Here is a 20,202-nt window from a genome sequence, read left to right as displayed (position 1 = left end):
TTGCTGGGGCATCGCCGGCCTGCCCATCCCTGTGGGCGGCGCCCGACGGGCCCGTGAAGCGGCCCGCGGCCGTACGTCACCCGGCAGTCAGCTGTTCCAGCGGCAAATCCGGGTCGGCGAGCCTGTCCCGGTCGATCTGCTCGCCGGAGCGGACCAGGTGCTGGATCGCGTCGTTGACGTCCCAGATGTTGACGTTCATGCCGGCCAGCACGCGACCGTCGGCCAGCCAGAAGGCGATGAACTCCCGGCTTGCGAGATCGCCGCGCACCACCACGTCCTCGTAACTACCGGGCTCGGCGTAGCCCGCGTACTCCATGCCCAGGTCGTACTGGTCGGTGAAGAAGTACGGGACGCGGTCGTAGAACGCGGGCTCGCCCAGCATCGACCGCGCGGCCGTCCCGGGCTGGTGAAGGGCGTTGGCCCAGTGCTCCACGCGGATGTGCTTGCCCAGCATCGGGTGAAGGGCGTTGGCCACATCGCCGGCCGCATAGATGTCCGGGTCGGAGGTCCGCAGGGAGGCGTCGACCACGACGCCGTTGTTGACCTGCAGACCGGATTCGGCGGCCAGTTGGGTGTTGGGAGTGGCGCCGATGCCGACCACGACCGCGTCCGCGTCAATGCGGGTGCCGTCGGCCAACCGAACGCCCGCGGCCTTCTCGCTCTCGCCGACGATCTCGGTGACCCGCGCACCGAGCCGCAGGTCCACGTCGTGCTCACGGTGGAGGTCGGCGAAGACGGGCGCGATCTGCGGGCCCAGGACGCGCAGCAGTGGCAGTTCGCCTGCTACCAGCACGGTGGCCTCGACGCCTGCTTCCCGTGCAGCGGCGGCCACCTCCAGGCCGATCCAGCCCCCGCCGACGAGGACGATGCGGGACGCGGAGCGGAAGGTGCGCTGGATGCGCTCGCAGTCGCCGACGCGGCGCAGGTAGAGCACGCTGTCGAGGTCCGCACCCGGTACGCCGGCCAGGCGGTGCGGGGAGGCGCCGGTGACCAGCAGCAGCTTGTCGTAGCCGATCGTCTTGCCACCGGAGACGGTGACCGCCTTCCGATCACGGTCTATGGCCGTGACGGTGGTGTTCAGCCGCAGATCGATGCCCTGATCGGCATACCACTGCGACGGGTGGACGAAGATCGTTTCGCGGTCTTGCTTGCCCATGAGGTAGCCCTTGGACAGCGGCGGACGCTCATACGGTGGGTCCGGATCGTCCCCGATGAGCAGGATCCGGCCGTCGAAGCCGTTCCCGCGTAGCGCTTCAGCGGCCTTGGCTCCGGCCAGACTCGCCCCGACGATCACGAACGTGGATTGCGCCATCACACCTTCTCCTTGCTGCGGTCTGTGCCGTGGGGCCGGCCGCTGTCGGATTCGTGCGGGCTGACCGCGAGTTTCTCAATCAACTCATTCCAGCCGGCGTCGAACTTCTCCACGCCTGCGCTTCGCCATGAGGTGTCGCGGATACCGCCAACCGGAAGCGCGCGGTGCTCGGCGGCAGCGTTCGGTTTCGCCTCCGGCATGGTGCCGACCACGCCCGGGACGACCAGGTCCACGACGTACCGCGTGGCGCCGTATGCCGGGTCCTTCACCCGTGGACGCCCACAACAGCCGCTGTGGCCCGGCGCCGGCCCGCTCCAGCCGCTTCTTCCACCGCTCGGTGGCGAGCATGCGTTCGTAGTGCTCGTACGCGATGCGGGCGTCGGCAATGGCTATGGCCGTGCGCCCGTGCAGCGCGGCGGGCCGGACGCCGCCCGACCGGTCAAGCCGCCGGTCGATCCCGGTATCCACCCGCGAGGCGAAGAACGACGCCACCGAAGCGATCCTGGACAGGTCGCGCCCGGCGTCCTGCGCGCGTTGCATCCCCGTCAGGAACGCCTCCGCCACCGCGCCGTAGCGGTCCAGGGAGAACAGCAGGGTGACGTTGATGCCGAGGCCTTCGGCCAGACATCCGCTGATCGCTTCCAGGCCCTGCTTCACCGCGGGGAACTTGACGAACAGCTTGGGCCGGTCCACCAGCCACCACAGCGCCCGGGCCTCGGCGATGGTGCGCGCGGTGTCATGTGCCAGCTGCGGGTCCACCCCGATCGAGACCCGCCCGTTCACGCCCCCGTTGGCCTCGTACAGCGGTCGCAGCACATCACAGGCCCAGCGGACATCGAACGTGGTCAGCGCGCGCAGCAACTCCTCCACCCCGACCTGGCGCAACGAAAGGCCGGCGATCTGGACGCCATAGCAGTCGCTGGTTTCGATGCCCCTTGCGACGATCGTCGGGTGGGTGGTGACGCCGACGACGTTCCGGTACGAGACGAGCCTGCCCAGGCTGCCGTCCACCAGTCGCTGTCGGCTCAGGGCGTCCAACCGGATCGACACCCCGGACGCGGAGAGCCGGGCGAGAGTGTCGGACACCATGTGCCTCCTTACCCGGGCACGGTCGAGACGCGAAAGGCTCCTTGGGTCAAGGCTCACCCATCCGGCGGGGCGGCGCACGTCGAACCTGCCGGCCTCCTACGGCGCATTTGCACCGGGTAGCCGAACAGACACCCATCGGACGTGGACCCACCAGGGGAGAGCCGCGAAAGTCGGTCGGTCGTGGACGGCGGAGCTGGGCGACGATGCGCGCTGAGCGCGTGATTCGATGTGGTCGGCGGCGGTGTTGCTGCCTGCCTTGCCCAGCGGCAGCAGGCCCGCTACCGGCTCCCCGGTCCCCTCGCGGCCGTGGTCGACGAACGCGAAGAGCGGGTGATGGCCGAACGTCTTCTTCCAGGTCGCGGCGGCGTCCTCCTTCTCGGAGTGCGCCGGGGCCAGCAGTCGGTACGTACCCGAAGAACGGGCCCCGGCAGCAAGGGGGACGGACGCCGGGCCCCCGGCCCGCAGGCCACTCGACCCCGGGCCGGAGCACGCATCCGCGGCCTCCGGCAGAACGGGGCTCAGGGGTGTTTTGCCGGGGTTTGCGCCGTCGCCAGGAGAAGGGGGACATCGTCGCAGGGCCGCAGTTGCAGCCCGTAGTGTTCGGCGCCGCCTGCCGGTCCTGCCAGTACCGCCGCGAAGTCCGGGGCCTTGGTGAGTGATCCGACCAGGTGGCGGGGGACTTCGGCACGCGTCGCCCGTCCCAGCTCTCCGGAGGCCAGCGCCAGCGCGTGGCACTGGCCCGCGCCCTGGTCGGCCGTCCGAAGGTGCTGCTGCTCGACGAGCCGCTGGGCGCCCTCGATCTCAAGCTGCGCGAGCAGATGCAGGTGGAACTCAAGGCGATCCAGCGCGAGGTCGGCATCACCTTCGTCTTCGTCACGCACGACCAGGAGGAAGCGCTGACGATGAGCGACCGGATCGCGGTCTTCAACCAGGGCCGCGTCGAACAGATCGGCACCCCGGCCCAGATATACGAATGTCCCGCCACCCCGTTCGTCGCGGGCTTCGTCGGTACGTCGAACCTGCTGACCGACGACGCCGCGGAGCAGGTCGTGGGCGACCGGGGAACGTACAGCATCCGGCCGGAGAAGATCCGCGTGCTGGGGGAGTCCGCCATCGCCGACGAGCCGCAGCACTCCACTGCCACCGGCACCGTCGCGGAGGTCGTCTACCTGGGGGACGCCACCCGTTTCCTGGTGGACCTCGACGCAGGCGGCCGGCTCACCGCGCTCCAGCAGAACCTGGAGACCTCCTCCGAGGACGTCGCCGCCTTCCGTGGCTCCCGGGTCACGCTCCAGTGGCACCAAAGGCACAACTTCCAGGTCCCTGAGGCCCGGTGAGCGCACACACCCGCACGATCCGTCCCCGCACCTTCCCTCTCCCGTGGAGATCCCTGTGCGTCTGAACCGAACGTCCCGAGCAGCGGCCGCGCTCGGCGCCCTGCTCCTCGCCACCGCCTGCGGTTCCTCGAACACCGCTGCTACGTCGCCCGGCGGCAGCGACTTCACCCCGCCCAAGCTCGCCGCGCAGAAGGCCCTCGGCAAGGCGGAGGGCCAGGTGAACCTGAACGCGTGGGCCGGATACGCCGAGGACGGCTCCAACGACCCGAAGGCCGACTGGGTCACCGACTTCGAGAGGCGGACCGGCTGTCAGGTCAACACCAAGACCGCGGGCACCTCCGACGAGATGGTGAGCCTGATGAAGACCGGTCAGTACGACGCGGTCTCCGCCTCCGGTGACGCGGCGCTGCGGCTGATCGCCTCCGGTGATGCCGCACCCGTCAACACCGAGTTGGTGCCCAACTACAAGGACGTCTTCTCCGGGCTGAGGGCCAGCAGTGAAACTCGGTCAAGGGCGTCTCCTACGGCATCCCGCACGGCCGCGGCGCCAATTTGCTGATGTACAACACGAAGAAGGTCTCCCCTGCGCCCGACTCCTGGTCCGTGGTCTTCGACAAGTCCTCGGCGTACAAGGGGAAGGTCACGGCGTACGACTCGCCGATCTACCTCGCGGACGCCGCCCTGTATCTGATGAAGACCGAGCCGTCCCTCGGCATCAAGGACCCGTACGCCCTGGACCAGAAGCAGTTCGACGCCGCCGTCGACCTGCTCAAGGAGCAGAACGCCAACGTCGGTGAGTACTGGAGCGACTACCTGAAGGAGGTCTCCGCCTTCAAGAGCGGCGACTCGGTGATCGGTACCAGCTGGCAGGTGATCCTGAACACCGCCCAGGCCGAGAAGGTCCCGGTCGAGGCCGTTCTCCCCAAGGAGGGTGCCACCGGATGGTCCGACACATGGATGATCTCCGCCAAGGCCAAGCACCCCAACTGCGCCTACGACTGGATGAATTGGATCATCTCGCCGAAGGTGAACGCCCAGGTCGCCGAGTACTTCGGTGAGGCACCGTCCAACGCGAAGGCCTGTCGCGGCCGTCCTCGTCCTGCTGTCCGTCATACCGATCTACCTCGTCCAGCGGCTGTCGTCGGACACCGCCTCCGGCAGCCGCATCTGACCGGTGGGGTCAGGGGATCGCAGGTTCCCGCATGCTGTCGTTGACGACGGTCGGCGACACCGACTCCACCGACTTCGACGCCCTGCGTCGGCACGGGCAGCTGTTCCCTCCGCTCGCCGGTCGCGGCCCCGGAGTCCTCGACGAGCCTGAATGGGCATGTGAACGCGACTACTCGGTGAAGCCCTCAACAGCCGACGAGGGCTCGCGGGCTGACCACTGGACGGCCGAGCAGTCAAGGGTGCGGCTGCGGTGGCAGTGAGCCGACGCCGGGCGGCGGTTGCGGCCAGACCAACAGGACCGGGCAAGGAGCGTGGTCGACGACGAAGCGCGTCGCAGGGCCCAGGCTGCGGGGCCCCGGACGGTGCCGGTCGCCGTCGCGGGCGCAGATGAGCAGGCCGGCGCCCTCGGCGGCGCGGACGACCTCCTCTTCGGCGCGGCCGTGGGCCTGCAGGCGCACAGCGGGTCGACCCAGGCGGTCGGCGGCCGCATCGCCCTCGGCGACAACGCCCCTGCCCGCCTCATCGGGCCGCTCGCCGACGTGCGCCCCCACTCGGAGGACCGCCGCGACCTCGCCGACCGCGTGGACCGCCTCGTCCAGCAGATCGAGAATCTGCGCAGGCACAGCGACAGCCGGCGCCGCGGTGTGAGCACGGCTCCGGTGCGGATGCCACGCGGCTGACGAGTACCGGTGCCTCCCGTCCACTGAAACGGATGCCGGAAAACCGCCGTCGCGGCCCTGCCGGGATGAGTATCGGGGCCCGTGGTCCTAGTGTGCGAACCATGGCAGAGAGTGCAGCTCACTGGGGCGCTGCGGGGTGGGATGCTCACTCTGCCCCCGGCCCCGGCACCCCCGACCCGCGCCGGTGGCAGGCGCTCGCGGTGTGTCTGATCGCGGGGTTCATGACCCTGCTGGACGTATCCATCGTCAATGTCGCCCTGCCGTCGATCCGGAATGGGCTCCACACCCCGGAGTCCGACCTGCAATGGGTCCTCTCCGGCTACTCGCTCGCCTTCGGCCTGTTCCTGATCCCCGCGGGACGGCTCGGTGACGCGCGGGGACGCCGTGTGGTGTTCATGGCCGGGCTCGCCCTGTTCACCCTGGCATCAGCGGCCTGCGGAGCCGCTCAGTCCAGCCTCTGGCTGGTGGTCGCCCGTCTGGTACAGGGCCTCGCCGGCGGCCTGATCTCGCCACAGATCTCCGCGTTGATCCAGCAGATGTTCTCCGGCCAGGAGCGCGGCCGGGCCTTCGGCATGTTCGGCACCGTAGTCGCCATCTCCACCGCGGTCGGCCCGCTCGCCGGTGGCCTGCTGATCCAGGCGGCCGGGGCCGAGGAAGGCTGGCGCTGGGTGTTCTACGTCAATCTGCCGCTCGGCGCCGTCTGCCTTCTGCTTGCCCGGCGCCTGCTCCCGGACACCCCCTCGGCCGGCCGGGTGCGCCTGCGTGACCTCGACCCCCTCGGCGTGCTGCTGCTCGGCACGGGTGTACTGGCTCTGCTGCTGCCCTTCGTACAGTCGCAGCAGTGGCCCGGCAACCGCAAATGGCTGCTGATCGTGGTGGCCGTGGCGCTGCTCGTCGTCTTTGTCGGCTGGGAATCCCGATGCGGCAGACGTGGCACGCAACCGGTCGTCGACCTGTCGCTCTTCCGGGTCCGCTCCTACTGGCTGGGCTGTCTGCTGAGCCTGATGTACTTCGCCGGATTCACCTCGATCTTCTTCATCACCACGCTCTACCTGCAGAGCGGACTGCACTACTCCGCCCTGCAGGCGGGACTCGCCATCACACCCTTCGCACTGGGCGCGGCCGTCGCGGCGAGCCCCGGCGGCCGAATGGTCGGCCGATTCGGGCGCCCCCTCGTCGTGACCGGTCTGACCACGGTGGCCGTGGGGCTGGCGGCCACCGCGCTCGCAGTGCATCTGGTGCCCGGGCGAGGCGCGGGGTGGGCGATGGTGGCCCCACTGCTCCTGGCCGGTCTGGGCAGCGGCCTGGTCATCGCCCCGAACCAGACACTGACCCTCTCCCGGGTGCCGGTGGCCAGGGCGGGAAGCGCCGGCGGAACCCTCCAGACCGGCCAGCGCGTCGGGTCGGCGATCGGGATCGCCGCGGTCGGCTCGATGTTCTTCGCCCGACTGGGCGGCGACGGATGGGCCATCGCGTACGACCACGGGCTCGTCGTCGCGGTCGCCTTCGTCCTGGCCGCTCTGCTCATCGGGCTGGCAGATGTGCGCGGGGAGCGCCGCAGCAGGAGTCGTACGCACCGGTCCGTCCGCAGTCCGTCCATGGGGAGAACGCCATGAAGGAGAGCGAGATGAGCGCGACCACCAGCGCGGGGACCGACAGCAACGCGGCGTACGGGCACAAGGCCTTCAAACGGTCCAGGAGCCATTTCGCCGACCGCATCACCGCCGACGGCCGGGACGGCTGGCCCGTCGAGGCCGGCCGCTACCGGCTGGTCGTCAGCCGGGCCTGCCCGTGGGCGAGCCGTTCCCTGGTCTCCCGGCGGCTCCTCGGGCTGGAGAGCGCCCTCTCGCTGGCCGTCGCCGACCCGATCCAGGACGACCGCAGCTGGCGCTTCACCCTGGACGAGGGCGGCAGCGACCCGGTGCTCGGCATCCGGTACCTGAGTGAGGCGTACAACGCGCGGGAGCGGGACTACCCCGGCGGGGTCAGCGTGCCCGCGATCGTCGACGTACCGAGCGGCAGGCTCGTCACCAACGACTTCCAGCAGATCACGCTGGACTTCGCGACCGAGTGGACCGCGCTGCACCGGCAGGGCGCCCCCGACCTGTATCCCGAGGCCCTGCGTGACGAGATCGACGCGGTCATGCAGGGCATCTACCGCGATGTCAACAACGGCGTGTACCGCGCGGGCTTCGCGGCGCAGCAGTCCGAATACGAGGCCGCCTACCAGGATGTGTTCGGCCGCCTGGACCTGGTGTCCGAGCGTCTCGCGGACCGGCGCTATCTCGTCGGCGAATCCCTCACCGAAGCCGACATCAGGCTGTTCACCACGCTGGTGCGCTTCGACGCCGTCTACCACGGACACTTCAAGTGCAACCGTTCGAAGCTGGCCGAGGACCGCGTCCTGTGGGCGTACGCCAGAGACCTGTACCAGACCCCCGGTTTCGGCGACACGGTCGATTTCCACCACATCAAGCAGCACTACTACCGGGTCCACACAGGCATCAACCCCACCGGCATCGTGCCCGTCGGTCCCGATCTGTCGGGCTGGCTGACCCCGCACCACCGGGAAGAGCTGGGCGGACGCCCGTTCGGCGACGGCACCCCGCCCGGTCCGGTGCCGTCCGGGGAGGAAGTCCCGCCGTCGGGGCGTCCCTGAACCCGGCACCCGTGATGGCTCCCGCCGAAGCAGGGGGCGGGGCCCTGTCGAGTCGGCAGCGATCACGAGATATCTTGATGTCAAGCAATGTTGCAGACGTGGAGCGGAGCACAGGGTGACTGACTCGACCATCATCTATACACACACCGACGAGGCCCCGGCCCTGGCGACGTATTCGTTCTTGCCCGTGGTCCAGGCCTACGCCTCGACGGCCGGGGTCAATGTCGAGAGCCGTGACATCTCGCTGGCCGGGCGCATCATCGCCAGCTTCCCCGAGCGCCTGGAGGAGGCCCAGCGCATCGACGACGCGCTCGCCGAGCTCGGCGCGCTGGCCAGGACGCCCGAGGCCAACATCATCAAGCTGCCGAACATCTCGGCTTCGATCCCGCAGCTGAAGGCCGCCATTGCCGAGCTGCAGGCACAGGGCTACGCACTTCCGGACTACCCGGACGACCCGCAGACCGATGAGGACAAGGACGTCCGCGCGCGCTACGACAAGGTCAAGGGCAGCGCGGTGAACCCCGTGCTGCGCGAGGGCAACTCCGACCGCCGTGCCCCCGCCTCGGTCAAGAACTACGCCAAGGCGCACCCGCACCGGATGGGCGCATGGTCGGCCGACTCGAAGACGAACGTCGCCACCATGGGCGTCGACGACTTCCGCTCCACCGAGAAGTCCACGGTCATCGCCGAGGCCGGTTCGCTGCGCATCGAGCTCGCGGGCGACGACGGCAGCACCACCGTTCTGCGTGAGTCGGTGCCGGTGCTCGCCGGCGAGGTCGTCGATGTGGCGGTCATGCGAGTCGCGGCCCTGCGCGAGTTCTTCACCGCGCAGGTCGCCCGCGCCAAGGCCGAGGGCGTGCTGTTCTCCGTCCACCTCAAGGCCACCATGATGAAGGTCTCCGACCCCATCATCTTCGGCCACGTGGTCCGTGCCTTCTTCCCGAACACCTTTGCCAAGTACGGCCAGGTGCTCGCCGCGGCCGGTCTCTCCCCGAACGACGGCCTCGACGGCATCCTCAAGGGCCTGGACTCGGTGCCGCACGTGGGCGCGGAGGTCAAGGCATCCTTCGAGGCCGAGCTCGCCGAAGGCCCCGCGCTGGCCATGGTCGACTCCGACAAGGGCATCACCAACCTGCACGTACCGAGCGATGTCATCGTCGACGCCTCCATGCCGGCCATGATCCGCACCTCCGGTCACATGTGGGGCCCGGACGGCAAGGAGGCCGACACCCTCGCGGTGCTCCCCGACAGCAGCTACGCGGGTGTCTACCAGGTCGTCATCGACGACTGCCGCGCCCACGGCGCCTTCGACCCGTCGACGATGGGCTCGGTGCCGAACGTCGGCCTGATGGCGCAGAAGGCCGAGGAGTACGGCAGCCACGACAAGACCTTCGAGATCCCCACCACCGGTACGGTGCGGGTTGTCGACGGCAGCGGCAATGTCGTGCTGGAGCAGGTCGTGGGCGCGGGCGACATCTTCCGCATGTGCCAGGCCAAGGACCTGCCGATCCAGGACTGGGTAAAGCTCGCCGTCACCCGCGCCCGCGCCACCGGCGTCCCGGCCGTGTTCTGGCTCGACGAGGACCGCGCCCACGACGCGCAGCTGATCGCCAAGGTCAAGACGTACCTCGCCGACCACGACACCGACGGCCTGCAGATCGAGATCATGTCGCCGGTGAAGGCGACCGCGTTCTCGCTGGAGCGCATCCGCCGCGGCGAGGACACCATCTCGGTCACGGGCAATGTGCTGCGTGACTATCTGACCGACCTGTTCCCGATCCTTGAGCTGGGCACGAGCGCGAAGATGCTCTCCGTCGTCCCGCTCATGAACGGCGGCGGACTGTTCGAGACCGGTGCCGGCGGCTCCGCGCCCAAGCACGTCCAGCAGCTCGTCAAGGAGAACTATCTCCGCTGGGACAGCCTGGGTGAGTTCTTCGCGCTCGCGGCCAGCTTCGAGCACCTGGCGACGACCACGGGCAACTCGCGTGCCCAGGTCCTCGCGGACACCCTCGACCGCGCGACCGGCACCTTCCTCAACGAGGACAAGTCGCCGAGCCGCAAGCTGGGTGGCATCGACAACCGCGGCAGCCACTTCTACCTGGCCCTCTACTGGGCCCAGGAGCTGGCGCAGCAGACCGACGACGCGCAGCTCGCGCAGGCGTTCGCCGGGCTCGCGAAGACGCTGGGAGAGCAGGAGCAGATCATCGTCGACGAGCTGATCGCGGTGCAGGGCTCGCCGGCCGACATCGGCGGCTACTACCAGCCCGACCCGGCCAAGGCCTCGGCCGTCATGCGCCCGTCGGCGACGTTCACGCAGGCCATCGCCGCCATCGGCTGACGCGACAGTCGCGGAAGGGGGCGCATCCCGGCGCCCCCTCACCCCTCCCGCCCCGGCCGGCACCATGCCCGGCCGGGGCGGTTCCGTGTCCCGAGCCGGCACCGAAGCCGCTCGGTCGGCGCCGACCGTTCTCCGCGCAATCGCGTACAAGGAGCCGCTGTGCCGGTAGGTTCGAATGACCCGGATCAACTGCTGTCTGGAGGGGGAGAGACCGTGCTGACAGGCAGGAACGCTGTGGTCACCGGAGGGTCGCGGGGCATCGGCCGCGCGATCGTCGAGCGCCTGTGCCGAGACGGGGCCCATGTGGTCTTCAACTACGCCACCAGCGACGACGCGGCCGAAGAGGTCGTCCGCACGGTGCAGGACAACGGCGGCAAGGCCTGGGCCATCCGGCTCGATCTCGCGGTCCCGGACGCGCCGGAGCAGCTGATGGAAGCCGCCGAGGCACAGCTGGGCGGCCTGGACATCCTGGTGAACAACGCCGCACTGTGCCTCACCCCGTCCCTCATCGCGGACACCGACCCGGCCGTGTTCGACAAGGTGATGACGGTCAATACCAGAGCGGTCTTCATGACGATCCGCCATGCGGCCCGGCGGATGCGCGACGGCGGTCGCATCGTGAACATCTCCACGGCGAACACCGTGCGGCCGGGCCCAGGCATCTCTGCGTACGCCGCCAGCAAGGGTGCGGTCGAGCAACTCACCACCATTGCCGCCCACGAGCTCGGAGCGCGTGGGATCACGGTCAACACCGTCTCGCCCGGCGCGACCGACACCGATCTGCTGCGCGCAACCAACCAGCCGCAGGCGCTCGAGGCAGTCGCCGGCATGACCCCTCTCGGCCGATTGGGCGAACCCTCCGATGTGGCCGATGTGGTTGCCTTCCTGGCCGGCCGCGACGGTCGGTGGATCACGGGCCAGAACGTGCGCGCGACGGGCGGGCTGGCCTGAGCGACAGCCGGGTCGCCCGGGACCGGTCACCGATCCGGGCGTTCACCGGATTCGGCGGTAACAGCGGTGGGTCGTGCGGGAGTTCGGGCTGCCCCGAGACGTCCGTCACCGATGCGGAAGTCCGCACCGGCATCGGCCGTGTGCGAGCGGGCCGAGGCCCGGACCCCAGGACGCCCTGACGAGTGAAAGTCACGCGACGGCGGCCGCAGGGCCGCACATAGTGGCCCCGCGGCTGATTTGCTGCACCTGGAATCTGGCGTGACGCGCGTGGGATCGGCCTGTCGGCCGGCCGGTGGAGGCGGCGCCCCTGCAGGGTGCTCAGTCCACTCGCGAATGACAATCGAAGGAGCGTCCCAGTGACGACGACGGGCACAACAGGGGCAGCCGAGGAAGAGGAGGCGTACGCGAACGAGCTTCCGGTCCGGGCCAAGGAACCGGGAAACGTCGTCATCAAGTGGCTGACCACCACCGACCACAAGACGATCGGCACGCTGTACCTGGTCACCTCGTTCGCCTTCTTCATCGTCGGCGGTGTGCTGGCCCTGGTCATGCGCGCCGAGCTGGCCCGTCCCGGAATCCAGATCGTCTCGCCCGAGCAGTTCAACCAGGCGTTCACGATCCACGGCACGATCATGCTGCTGATGTTCGCGACGCCGCTGTTCGCCGGATTCACGAACTGGATCATGCCGCTGCAGATCGGCGCGCCCGACGTGGCGTTCCCGCGGCTGAACATGTTTGCTTACTGGCTGTACCTCTTCGGCTCGATCATCGTGGTGGCCGGCTTCCTCACCCCGAGCGGCGCGGCCGACTTCGGCTGGTTCGCCTATTCCCCGCTGACCGACGCGGTCCGCTCGCCGGGCATCGGCAGCGACATGTGGATCATGGGTCTGGCCTTCTCCGGCTTCGGCACGATCCTCGGTTCGGTCAACTTCATCACCACGATCATCTGTCTGCGCGCCCCCGGCATGACGATGTTCCGCATGCCGATCTTCGTCTGGAACGTCCTGCTGACCGCTGTGCTGGTCCTGCTGGCCTTCCCGGTCCTCGCGGCGGCCCTGCTGGTGCTGGAGGCGGACCGCAAGTTCGGTGCACACGTTTTCGACCCGGCCAATGGTGGCGCCCTGCTCTGGCAGCACCTCTTCTGGTTCTTCGGGCATCCGGAGGTGTACATCATCGCTCTGCCGTTCTTCGGGATCGTCACCGAGATCATTCCGGTCTTCAGCCGCAAGCCGATCTTCGGCTACATCGGTCTGATCAGCGCGACGATCGCGATCGCGGGGCTCTCGGCCACCGTGTGGGCGCACCACATGTACGTCACCGGGGGTGTGCTGTTGCCGTTCTTCTCGTTCATGACATTCCTCATCGCGGTGCCGACCGGTGTGAAGTTCTTCAACTGGATCGGCACGATGTGGAAGGGATCGCTGTCCTTCGAGACGCCGATGCTCTGGTCGATCGGCTTCCTGGTCACCTTCCTCTTCGGTGGTCTGACCGGCGTGATCCTGGCGTCGCCTCCCTTGGACTTCCACGTCTCGGACTCGTACTTCGTCGTCGCGCACTTCCACTACGTCGTCTTCGGCACCGTGGTCTTCGCGATGTTCGCCGGATTCCACTTCTGGTGGCCGAAGTTCACCGGCAAGATGCTGGACGAGCGGCTCGGCACGATCACGTTCTGGACGCTGTTCGTGGGTTTCCACGGCACGTTCCTGGTTCAGCACTGGCTGGGCGCCGAAGGCATGCCGCGTCGTTACGCCGACTACCTCGCCGTCGACGGTTTCACCGCGCTGAACACGATCTCGACGATCTCCTCGTTCCTGCTCGGCCTGTCGATGCTGCCGTTCCTCTACAACGTGTGGAAGACCGCCAAGTACGGAAAGAACGTCGGGGTCGACGACCCGTGGGGCTACGGCCGTTCGCTGGAGTGGGCGACCTCCTGCCCGCCGCCGCGGCACAACTTCCTCACGCTGCCGCGGATCCGTTCCGAATCCCCGGCGTTCGATCTGCATCACCCCTCGGTGCGCGCCCTCGACGAAGGCCTCAACCGTCCAGACACCGGGACGACGTGGGCCCCGGGGGACAGGCAGGCGTGAGCACGGCGGCCCCGGGAGAGGAGGAGCGAGTGGACCCCGACAAGGACAGTGCCCGCGGTCTGGCACAACTGGAGGGCTATCTGCTGTGGAACGCCGAGGTCGAGGAGGCGCGACGACAGGCCGGCCGCTTCACCGACGAGCTGCCCTGGCTCACCACGGCACAGCGCGAGGACGTGGAGCGGGTCTACACCGCGGACCGCCTCGCCGCGTCGCGGGTCATGCTCTGCCGTGTCTCCGCCCGCGCCACCGGGCTGCGCGGCGAATACGAGGCGCGCTACCGCAGGCTCAAGGCACGTTGTGTGGCCGCCGGTGTCGTGCTCGTGGGCGCGGTCGGCGGTACCTGCACGGCAGTCACCCTTCTGGCCCGCTGACCCGGCGGTGTCGTCCGTCCGCCTCCCCCAGCAGGCGAAGTCGGTTGCGGCTCGTAAAGATGTGAGATGACGGGCGCGTGCGACGGGCAGGCGCACGGACGACTGTGCAGGCCCGAGAAGGGACGATCACTGTGGCACGACCCAGGATTCTCGTTGTCGGCGCCGGATTTGCCGGGGTGGAGTGCGTACGCCGTCTGGAGCGTGGGCTGATGCCGGGCGAGGCGGAGATCGCGCTCGTCGCCCCGTTCTCGTACCAGCTCTATCTGCCCCTGCTGCCGCAGGTGGCCGCAGGTGTGCTCACCCCGCAGTCGGTCGCGGTGTCGCTGCGCCGCAGTCGCAAGCACCGCACCCGGATCGTCCCGGGAGGGGCCATCGGTGTGGACCCCAAGGCGAAGATCTGCGTCATTCGAAAGATCACCGACGAGGTCGTCTACGAGCCCTACGACTACATCGTGCTCAGCCCCGGGAGCGTCACCCGTACCTTCGACATCCCCGGCCTGCTTGACAACGCCCGGGGTATGAAGACGCTGGCCGAGGCGGCGTACGTACGTGACCACGTGATCGCTCAGCTCGATCTCGCGGACGCCAGCCACGACGAGAACGAGCGGGCTTCACGCCTGCAGTTCGTGGTGGTCGGTGGCGGATACGCGGGCACCGAGACGGCTGCCTGCCTGCAGCGTGTCACCACCAACGCGGTCAGGCACTACCCACGGCTCGACCCGAGACTGATCAAGTGGCATCTCATCGACATCGCCCCGAAGTTGATGCCCGAGCTGGGGGACAAGCTCGGCCGGAGCGCCCTGGAGGTGCTGCGCGCACGTGGCATCGAGGTGTCGCTCGGCGTCTCGGTCGCCGAGGCCGGGCCGGAGAGGGTGACCTTCACCGACGGCCGGGTGGTGCCCTGCCGCACCCTGATCTGGACGGCGGGGGTCACCGCGAGTCCGCTGGTCGCCACCTTCGACGCGGAGACCGTACGCGGCCGGCTGGCGGTGACGCCCGAGATGAGACTGCCGGGCTTCGACGGCGTCTTCGCGCTCGGCGACGCGGCGGCCGTACCGGACCTGAGCAAGGGCGACGGGGCGGTCTGCCCGCCCACCGCGCAGCACGCCATGCGCCAGGGCCGCAGGCTCGCCGACAACCTCATCGCCACGCTGCGGCACCAGCCGTTGAAGCCGTACGTCCACAAGGATCTCGGCCTTGTCGTGGATCTCGGCGGCAAGGACGCGGTCTCCAAGCCGGTCGGCATCGAAATGCACGGAATCATCGCGCAGGCCGTCGCCCGTGGCTACCACTGGTCGGCGCTGCGGACCAATGTGGCCAAGGCAAGGGTCATGACCAACTGGATGCTCAACGCCATCGCGGGCGACGACTTCGTACGCACCGGCTTCCAGTCCCGGAACCCGGCCAAGCTGCGCGACTTCGAGTACACGGACTCCTACCTCACACCGGCGCAGGTCCGGGAGCACACCGCCTCGCTGCATACCGGCGCCTGACCTCGTACAGCTCGGAAGGAAAGATCCGCGTACAGCTCGGAAAAGAATCCGCCTCGGCGCCGGTCAAGACAATCATCCACCCGTCCGAGGTGTGGGGCAGGGCCGCTGTTCCGGCGGCCCTGCCCCACGCGCGCGGGCCGGTCGAATCAGCTGTTGCTCTCGTGCCCGGCCGTCAGCCCGGGGTCCCGTTCCACCACCGGGTCCAGGATGTCGTCGATGCCCTTCAGCAGCTCCGCGTCGAGTGCCACACCAGCCGCCCCGACGTTCTCCGTCACCTGCTCGGGCCGGGAGGCGCCGATGATCGCGGCGGAGACATTGGAGTTCTGCAGCACCCAGGCGACCGCGAGCTGGGCAAGACTCAGGCCGGCCTGGTCGGCGAGCGGCCGCAGCCGCTGGACACGCTCCAGCACGTCGTCACGGAGCCAGCCGGCGACCATGCTCGCGCCTCCCTTGTCGTCCGTCGCCCGAGAGCCGGCCGGGAGCGGCGCACCGGGCTTGTACTTGCCCGTGAGGGCGCCCTGCGCGATCGGTGACCAGACGATCTGACCGATACCCAACTCCTCGGACGCGGGCACCACTTCGCCTTCGATGACCCGCCACAGCGCCGAGTACTGCGGCTGGTTGGAGATCAGCGGCACCTGTAGTTCGCGGGCCAGCCCATGTGCGGTGCGGAGCTGGTCGGCCGTCCATTCCGAAACGCCGATGTAGAGAGCCTTCCCGGAGCGGACGACGTCGGCGAACGCCTCCATGGTCTCTTCCAGCGGGGTCGAGTGGTCGTAGCGGTGCGCCTGGTACAGGTCCACGTAATCCGTCTGCAGGCGGCGCAGCGAGTTGTCGATGGACTCCATGATGTGCTTGCGGCCGAGCCCCCGGTCGTTGTGCCCGGGACCTGTCGGGAAGTAGACCTTGGTGAACACCTCGAGTCCCTCGCGGCGTTCGTTCTTGAGCGCCCGGCCCAGGACGGCTTCGGCCCGCGTTTCCGCATAGACGTCCGCCGTGTCGAAGGTGGTGATCCCGGCGTCGAGGGCGGCGCGGATACAGGCGACTGCTGAGTCCTCCTCCACCTGGGAGCCGTGGGTGAGCCAATTTCCGTAGGCGATCTCACTGATGGTCAGACCGCTGCGGCCGAGTCGGCGGAATTCCATGTTCCTGCTCTCCCTGTGCTCGTGAGGGACGGATCATGCAAGGGCGGTCCATGCTATTGCGCCGTCCGGTGCAACTCGGGCAGGCTCAGGCATCCGGGAGGGTGCGGTGGACCGTACGGAGGAATGCCGCGTTGCCCGGAGTGTGCCGGATCCGGTCCAGCAGCGTTTCGAGCGCCGTCTGCGGGTCCCGGGAGTGCAGCGCGCGCCGCAGTCCGCGTACCACCCGCAACTCGGCTTCCGGAACGAGGAGTTCATCGCGTCGGGTGCCGGAGGCCTGGATGTTCACGGCCGGGTAGGTGCGCCTGTCCGCCAGCGTGCGGTCGAGCCGGAGTTCCATGTTGCCGGTGCTCTTCAGCTCTTCGAAGAAGTAGTCGTCGGCACGGGAGCCGGTCTCCACCAGCGCGGTGGCCAGGATAGTGAGGGAGCCGCCCTCCTCGGTGAGTCGTGCGGCACCGAAGAGCCGCTTGGGGCCGAGCAGGGCGGCCGCATCGACGCCGCCGCTGAGGGTGCGTCCGCCTGCGGCTGACGCGTTGTTGTGGGCGCGGCACAGCCGGGTGAGGGAGTCCAGCAGGATGACGACGTCCTGGCCCTGCTCGACCAGACGCTTGGCGCGTTCGACCGCGAGTTCGGCGAGCGCGATGTGCTCCTTCGCGGGCCGGTCGAATGTCGAGGCGAGTACCTCGCCCCGTACGGACCGGTGCATGTCCGTGACCTCTTCCGGGCGTTCGTCGAGCAGCACCACCATCAGATGGCACTCGGGGTGGTTGGCGGCGACCGCTGCCGCGACCTGTTGCAGCAGCACCGTTTTGCCCGTCCTGGGCGGCGCGACGATGAGTCCGCGCTGCCCCTTGCCGATCGGGGAGATCAGGTCGACGAGGCGCGTTGCCGGACTGCCGGACGGTGTCTCCAGGCGCAGCCGATGCCGGGGGTGGAGCGGGGTGAGATCACGGAAGTGGGGCCGGCCGCGCAGTGCCTGCGGGGAGCGGCCGTTGACCCGTACGACGCCGGACAGGGTGCGGGGCCGGTCGCAGGAGCCTTCGACGACATCGCCCTTGCGCAGGCCGTGGCGGCGGATCAGGGTGGCGCAGACCTGTACGTCGCCGGGGGAGGGGTGGTCGCCACGGACGCGCAACGTGCCGTGCCCCTGGTGTGTGATGTCGAGGACACCGGCGGCCTCGGCGGGCAATTCCTGCTGAGCAACGGGGTGTTCGAGGGTGCTGGTCATACGGGTGGTCCTTTCGCGGACATGGCGAATGAAGGGGCCCGGCCGGTATGGGGGCGGAAGAGATCACGCCCCGGACGACGGGCAGGGAAGCCCGGACGGGGAGAGCCTGTACCGGACTGGAAGAAATGGTGCGGGAAAGCTGGTTCGCCGGTCGGGAAGGACGGGCGCAGCAGCTTTACGAGAGTGAATCGGCACCGGCGCCTTGAATCGAGGCGTACACATGTACCAACTGCACCGTACCACGGTGCGCGCACACCGGGTCGGCGGCGACGGCTGCGACAACCGGTTGCCTAGGCGCTCGCGCAGTGATGTGGTGCTCCGGGCTGTACGCCCGCCCACCCGTCCTGACCGGCGCCCTCGGCGCGGAGGAGTCATCTTGTCGATACGCATCACCGCACTGACCGACCCCGACCGTGCCGGCGTGAGCCACCGGCTGGCATGGCTGGCGTCCGACCCCGCGGGCAGCCCCGTCGGCTCGGCGTTCCTGCGCGTCTTCACCCGCGAGGGCCAGGACCATCTCGCCGAACTGGAACTCCACGTCCACCCGGCGGAGCGCCGCAACGGCATCGGCTCACAGTTGCTGGACGCGGCCGTCGTCGCTGCCCGCGAGGAGGGCCGACGCAGCGTCATCACACAGGTCGAGGCCGGTTCCTGCGGCGATCATTTTCTGCGGGCCAAGGGGCTGCGCAGGGTCCTCACCCTGACGTACGCCCGCCTGCCGCTGGCGAAGGCCGACACCGGAGCTCTCCGCAGGATCGTCGGACAGCCGCATCCGGGCTACCGGCTGGTGTCCTGGGACGGCACCGTCCCGCACGACCTTGCGCCGACGTTCGCCGCATCGCGCCGCGCCATGGACGACATGCCCATGGACGACACCGACTACGGCACGGTCGTCTGGGACGTGGACCGGGTCAGGGCCGCCGCGGCTGCCGTCGCGGCACGCGGCGAGCTGCTCCACACCGTTGCCGCCGTCGACGAGTCCGACTCCACGATCGCGGGCTTCACCGAACTGGTCGTCCCGGGCAACGGAAAGGGCGACGGCCAGCACTACGGCACCGGAGTCCTCCCCGAACACCGGGGGCACGGCCTGGCACGGTGGATGAAGGCGCAGTCCATCCTGCAGGCCCGCGAACGCCACCCGGGCCTCGACGGGCTGCTGGCGGATACCGCGGACAGCAACACGTACATGCGGAGCGTCAACGACGCGCTCGGCTACGAGCCGACGCACAAGTCGGTCGAGTACCAGCTCGATCTATAGCTCCCGTCGTCGAACTGTCGTCATCGCGCGAAGGGCGGCCGCGCGGCTTCCGGCCTTGCGTCGCCCGTCACCCCCCAGGGGCACCGCCCTCCGCCGCCGGGAGCGTGCCCCGGAACGCCCCCAGGATCTGCTCGGCCGCCAGTGTGGCCGTCAACTCGCCGTCCCGTAGCCGCTGTTCGAGCTCCGGAGCAAGCGCGCGCACCTCCGGATGGCCGCGCAGGCTCTCCAGCAGCTCGTCCCGCACCATCGTCCAGGCCCAGTCGACCTGCTGGTCACGTCGTTTCGCGGCGAGCCGGCCGGTCGATTCGAGCAGCGCACGGTGCTGCTCCAGCCGCTCCCACAGCGTATCGAGACCGGTCGACTCCCGGGCGCTGCAGGTGAGGACCGGAGGCGTCCAGGCCGCGTCGACCGGGTGCATCAGCCGTAGTGCGCCAGCCAGTTCGCGCGCGGCCGCTCGTGCGTCGCGCTCGTGCGGGCCGTCCGCCTTGTTGACCGCGATGGCGTCCGCCAGCTCCAGGACGCCCTTCTTGATCCCCTGGAGCTGATCGCCGGTACGGGCCAGGGTCAGTAGCACAAACGTGTCGACCATATTGGCCACCGCTGTCTCCGACTGGCCGACGCCGACCGTCTCCACCAGCACCACGTCGTACCCCGCGGCCTCCATCACCACGATGGACTCCCGGGTCGCCTTGGCCACCCCACCGAGCGTCCCGGCGGTCGGAGAAGGACGTACGAACGCCGCGGGGTCCACCGCGAGCTGCTCCATCCTGGTCTTGTCGCCCAGGATGGAGCCGCCGGTACGGCTGGAGGAGGGATCGACGGCCAGCACCGCGACCCGGTGGCCGAGCCCGGTGAGCATCGTGCCGAGCGCGTCGATGAAGGTGGACTTCCCGACCCCCGGCACGCCGCTGATGCCGATGCGCCGGGCGTTCCCGGAGTGCGGCAGCAGCTCGTGCAGCAACCGCTGGGCCAGTGCCCGGTGATCGGGGCGGGTGGACTCGACGAGCGTGATCGCGCGCGCGATGTACGCGCGCTTCCCGTCGAGCACCCCCTTCGCACAGCTGTCGATGTCGATCTTCGCAGGCAT

General features: G+C 69.1%; 14 protein-coding genes and 5 pseudogenes. 12 read left to right on the top strand and 7 right to left on the bottom strand.

Annotated features, from left to right (window positions below; translation table 11 throughout):
* Positions 1-76: 76 nt before the first annotated feature.
* The 3 genes and pseudogenes from ACIPEK_RS34485 to ACIPEK_RS34475 form a co-directional block, all read right to left on the bottom strand.
* A complete protein-coding gene (locus ACIPEK_RS34485; protein ID WP_402004382.1) occupies positions 77-1,315 on the bottom strand; it encodes an NAD(P)/FAD-dependent oxidoreductase in 1,239 nt (412 codons plus the stop codon).
* Positions 1,312-2,398 (bottom strand): annotated as a pseudogene (gene tal / locus ACIPEK_RS34480) (transaldolase). Before tal ends, ACIPEK_RS34485 begins: the two are co-directional and overlap by 4 nt.
* A 228-nt stretch (positions 2,399-2,626) precedes the next feature.
* Positions 2,627-2,797: pseudogene (locus ACIPEK_RS34475) on the bottom strand (IS1380 family transposase); the annotation flags it as partial.
* Between the two features lie 284 nt (positions 2,798-3,081).
* On the opposite strand from ACIPEK_RS34475, the pseudogene ACIPEK_RS34470 reads away from it, so the two are divergent.
* The 4 genes and pseudogenes from ACIPEK_RS34470 to ACIPEK_RS34455 form a co-directional block, all read left to right on the top strand.
* Positions 3,082-3,738 (top strand): annotated as a pseudogene (locus tag ACIPEK_RS34470) (ABC transporter ATP-binding protein); the annotation flags it as partial.
* Between the two features lie 55 nt (positions 3,739-3,793).
* Positions 3,794-4,821: pseudogene (locus tag ACIPEK_RS34465) on the top strand (ABC transporter substrate-binding protein); the annotation flags it as partial.
* A pseudogene (locus tag ACIPEK_RS34460) lies at positions 4,814-4,909 on the top strand (ABC transporter permease); the annotation flags it as partial. The pseudogenes ACIPEK_RS34465 and ACIPEK_RS34460, both read left to right, overlap by 8 nt.
* A 31-nt stretch (positions 4,910-4,940) precedes the next feature.
* The gene (locus ACIPEK_RS34455) at positions 4,941-5,168 is read left to right on the top strand and encodes a hypothetical protein (protein ID WP_402004379.1); all 228 of its coding nucleotides are present in this window, start codon (positions 4,941-4,943) and stop codon (positions 5,166-5,168) included.
* Here the strand turns inward: ACIPEK_RS34455 and ACIPEK_RS34450 are convergent.
* Entirely contained in the window at positions 5,142-5,531 is a 390-nt protein-coding gene (locus ACIPEK_RS34450; RefSeq protein WP_402004376.1) for a universal stress protein, read from the bottom strand. The two genes, ACIPEK_RS34455 and ACIPEK_RS34450, sit on opposite strands and share 27 nt — an antisense overlap.
* Before the next feature lie 158 nt (positions 5,532-5,689).
* Between ACIPEK_RS34450 and ACIPEK_RS34445 the strand changes: the two genes are divergently transcribed.
* From ACIPEK_RS34445 to ACIPEK_RS34415, 7 genes are all read left to right on the top strand, one after another.
* The gene (locus ACIPEK_RS34445) at positions 5,690-7,204 is read left to right on the top strand and encodes an MFS transporter (RefSeq protein ID WP_402004373.1); all 1,515 of its coding nucleotides are present in this window, start codon (positions 5,690-5,692) and stop codon (positions 7,202-7,204) included.
* An 11-nt stretch (positions 7,205-7,215) separates the two neighbouring features.
* A complete protein-coding gene (locus ACIPEK_RS34440; RefSeq protein ID WP_402004370.1) occupies positions 7,216-8,247 on the top strand; it encodes a glutathione S-transferase family protein in 1,032 nt (343 codons plus the stop codon).
* A 115-nt stretch (positions 8,248-8,362) separates the two neighbouring features.
* Positions 8,363-10,585: an NADP-dependent isocitrate dehydrogenase gene (locus tag ACIPEK_RS34435; RefSeq protein ID WP_402004367.1), complete on the top strand. Its 2,223-nt coding sequence runs from the start codon at positions 8,363-8,365 to the stop codon at positions 10,583-10,585.
* A 213-nt stretch (positions 10,586-10,798) separates the two neighbouring features.
* Positions 10,799-11,536 carry a glucose 1-dehydrogenase gene (locus tag ACIPEK_RS34430; RefSeq protein WP_402004364.1) on the top strand — a complete coding sequence of 246 codons (738 nt, stop codon included), beginning with the start codon at positions 10,799-10,801 and terminating at the stop codon, positions 11,534-11,536.
* A gap of 356 nt (positions 11,537-11,892) precedes the next feature.
* Complete coding sequence (gene ctaD, locus ACIPEK_RS34425; protein ID WP_383074857.1) at positions 11,893-13,623, top strand: cytochrome c oxidase subunit I; 1,731 nt, start codon at positions 11,893-11,895, stop codon at positions 13,621-13,623.
* 29 nt (positions 13,624-13,652) lie between these two features.
* The gene (locus tag ACIPEK_RS34420; RefSeq protein ID WP_402004361.1) at positions 13,653-13,994 is read left to right on the top strand and encodes a hypothetical protein; all 342 of its coding nucleotides are present in this window, start codon (positions 13,653-13,655) and stop codon (positions 13,992-13,994) included.
* Positions 13,995-14,125: 131 nt separating this feature from the next.
* Positions 14,126-15,487, top strand: coding sequence for an NAD(P)/FAD-dependent oxidoreductase (locus tag ACIPEK_RS34415; protein ID WP_383074859.1), 1,362 nt, complete (start codon positions 14,126-14,128; stop codon positions 15,485-15,487).
* Between the two features lie 146 nt (positions 15,488-15,633).
* Here the strand turns inward: ACIPEK_RS34415 and ACIPEK_RS34410 are convergent, their stop codons facing one another.
* Positions 15,634-16,632 carry an aldo/keto reductase family protein gene (locus ACIPEK_RS34410; protein WP_402004358.1) on the bottom strand — a complete coding sequence of 333 codons (999 nt, stop codon included), beginning with the start codon at positions 16,630-16,632 and terminating at the stop codon, positions 15,634-15,636.
* An 85-nt stretch (positions 16,633-16,717) separates the two neighbouring features.
* Positions 16,718-17,857: a transcription termination factor Rho gene (rho, locus tag ACIPEK_RS34405; RefSeq protein WP_402004355.1), complete on the bottom strand. Its 1,140-nt coding sequence runs from the start codon at positions 17,855-17,857 to the stop codon at positions 16,718-16,720.
* Between the two features lie 376 nt (positions 17,858-18,233).
* Between rho and ACIPEK_RS34400 the strand changes: the two genes are divergently transcribed.
* Positions 18,234-19,115: a GNAT family N-acetyltransferase gene (locus ACIPEK_RS34400; RefSeq protein ID WP_402004352.1), complete on the top strand. Its 882-nt coding sequence runs from the start codon at positions 18,234-18,236 to the stop codon at positions 19,113-19,115.
* 67 nt (positions 19,116-19,182) lie between these two features.
* On the opposite strand, the gene meaB is transcribed toward ACIPEK_RS34400, so the two are convergent.
* Positions 19,183-20,202 (bottom strand): methylmalonyl Co-A mutase-associated GTPase MeaB, encoded by a 1,020-nt coding sequence (gene meaB / locus ACIPEK_RS34395; protein ID WP_402004349.1) that lies wholly within the window; start codon positions 20,200-20,202, stop codon positions 19,183-19,185.

The sequence above is a fragment of the Streptomyces sp. NPDC088246 genome (assembly GCF_044741025.1).
Classification (GTDB): Bacteria; Actinomycetota; Actinomycetes; order Streptomycetales; family Streptomycetaceae; genus Streptomyces.
Note: the sequence above shows the minus strand (reverse complement) of the source record. Positions and strands in the feature narration are given on the sequence as shown.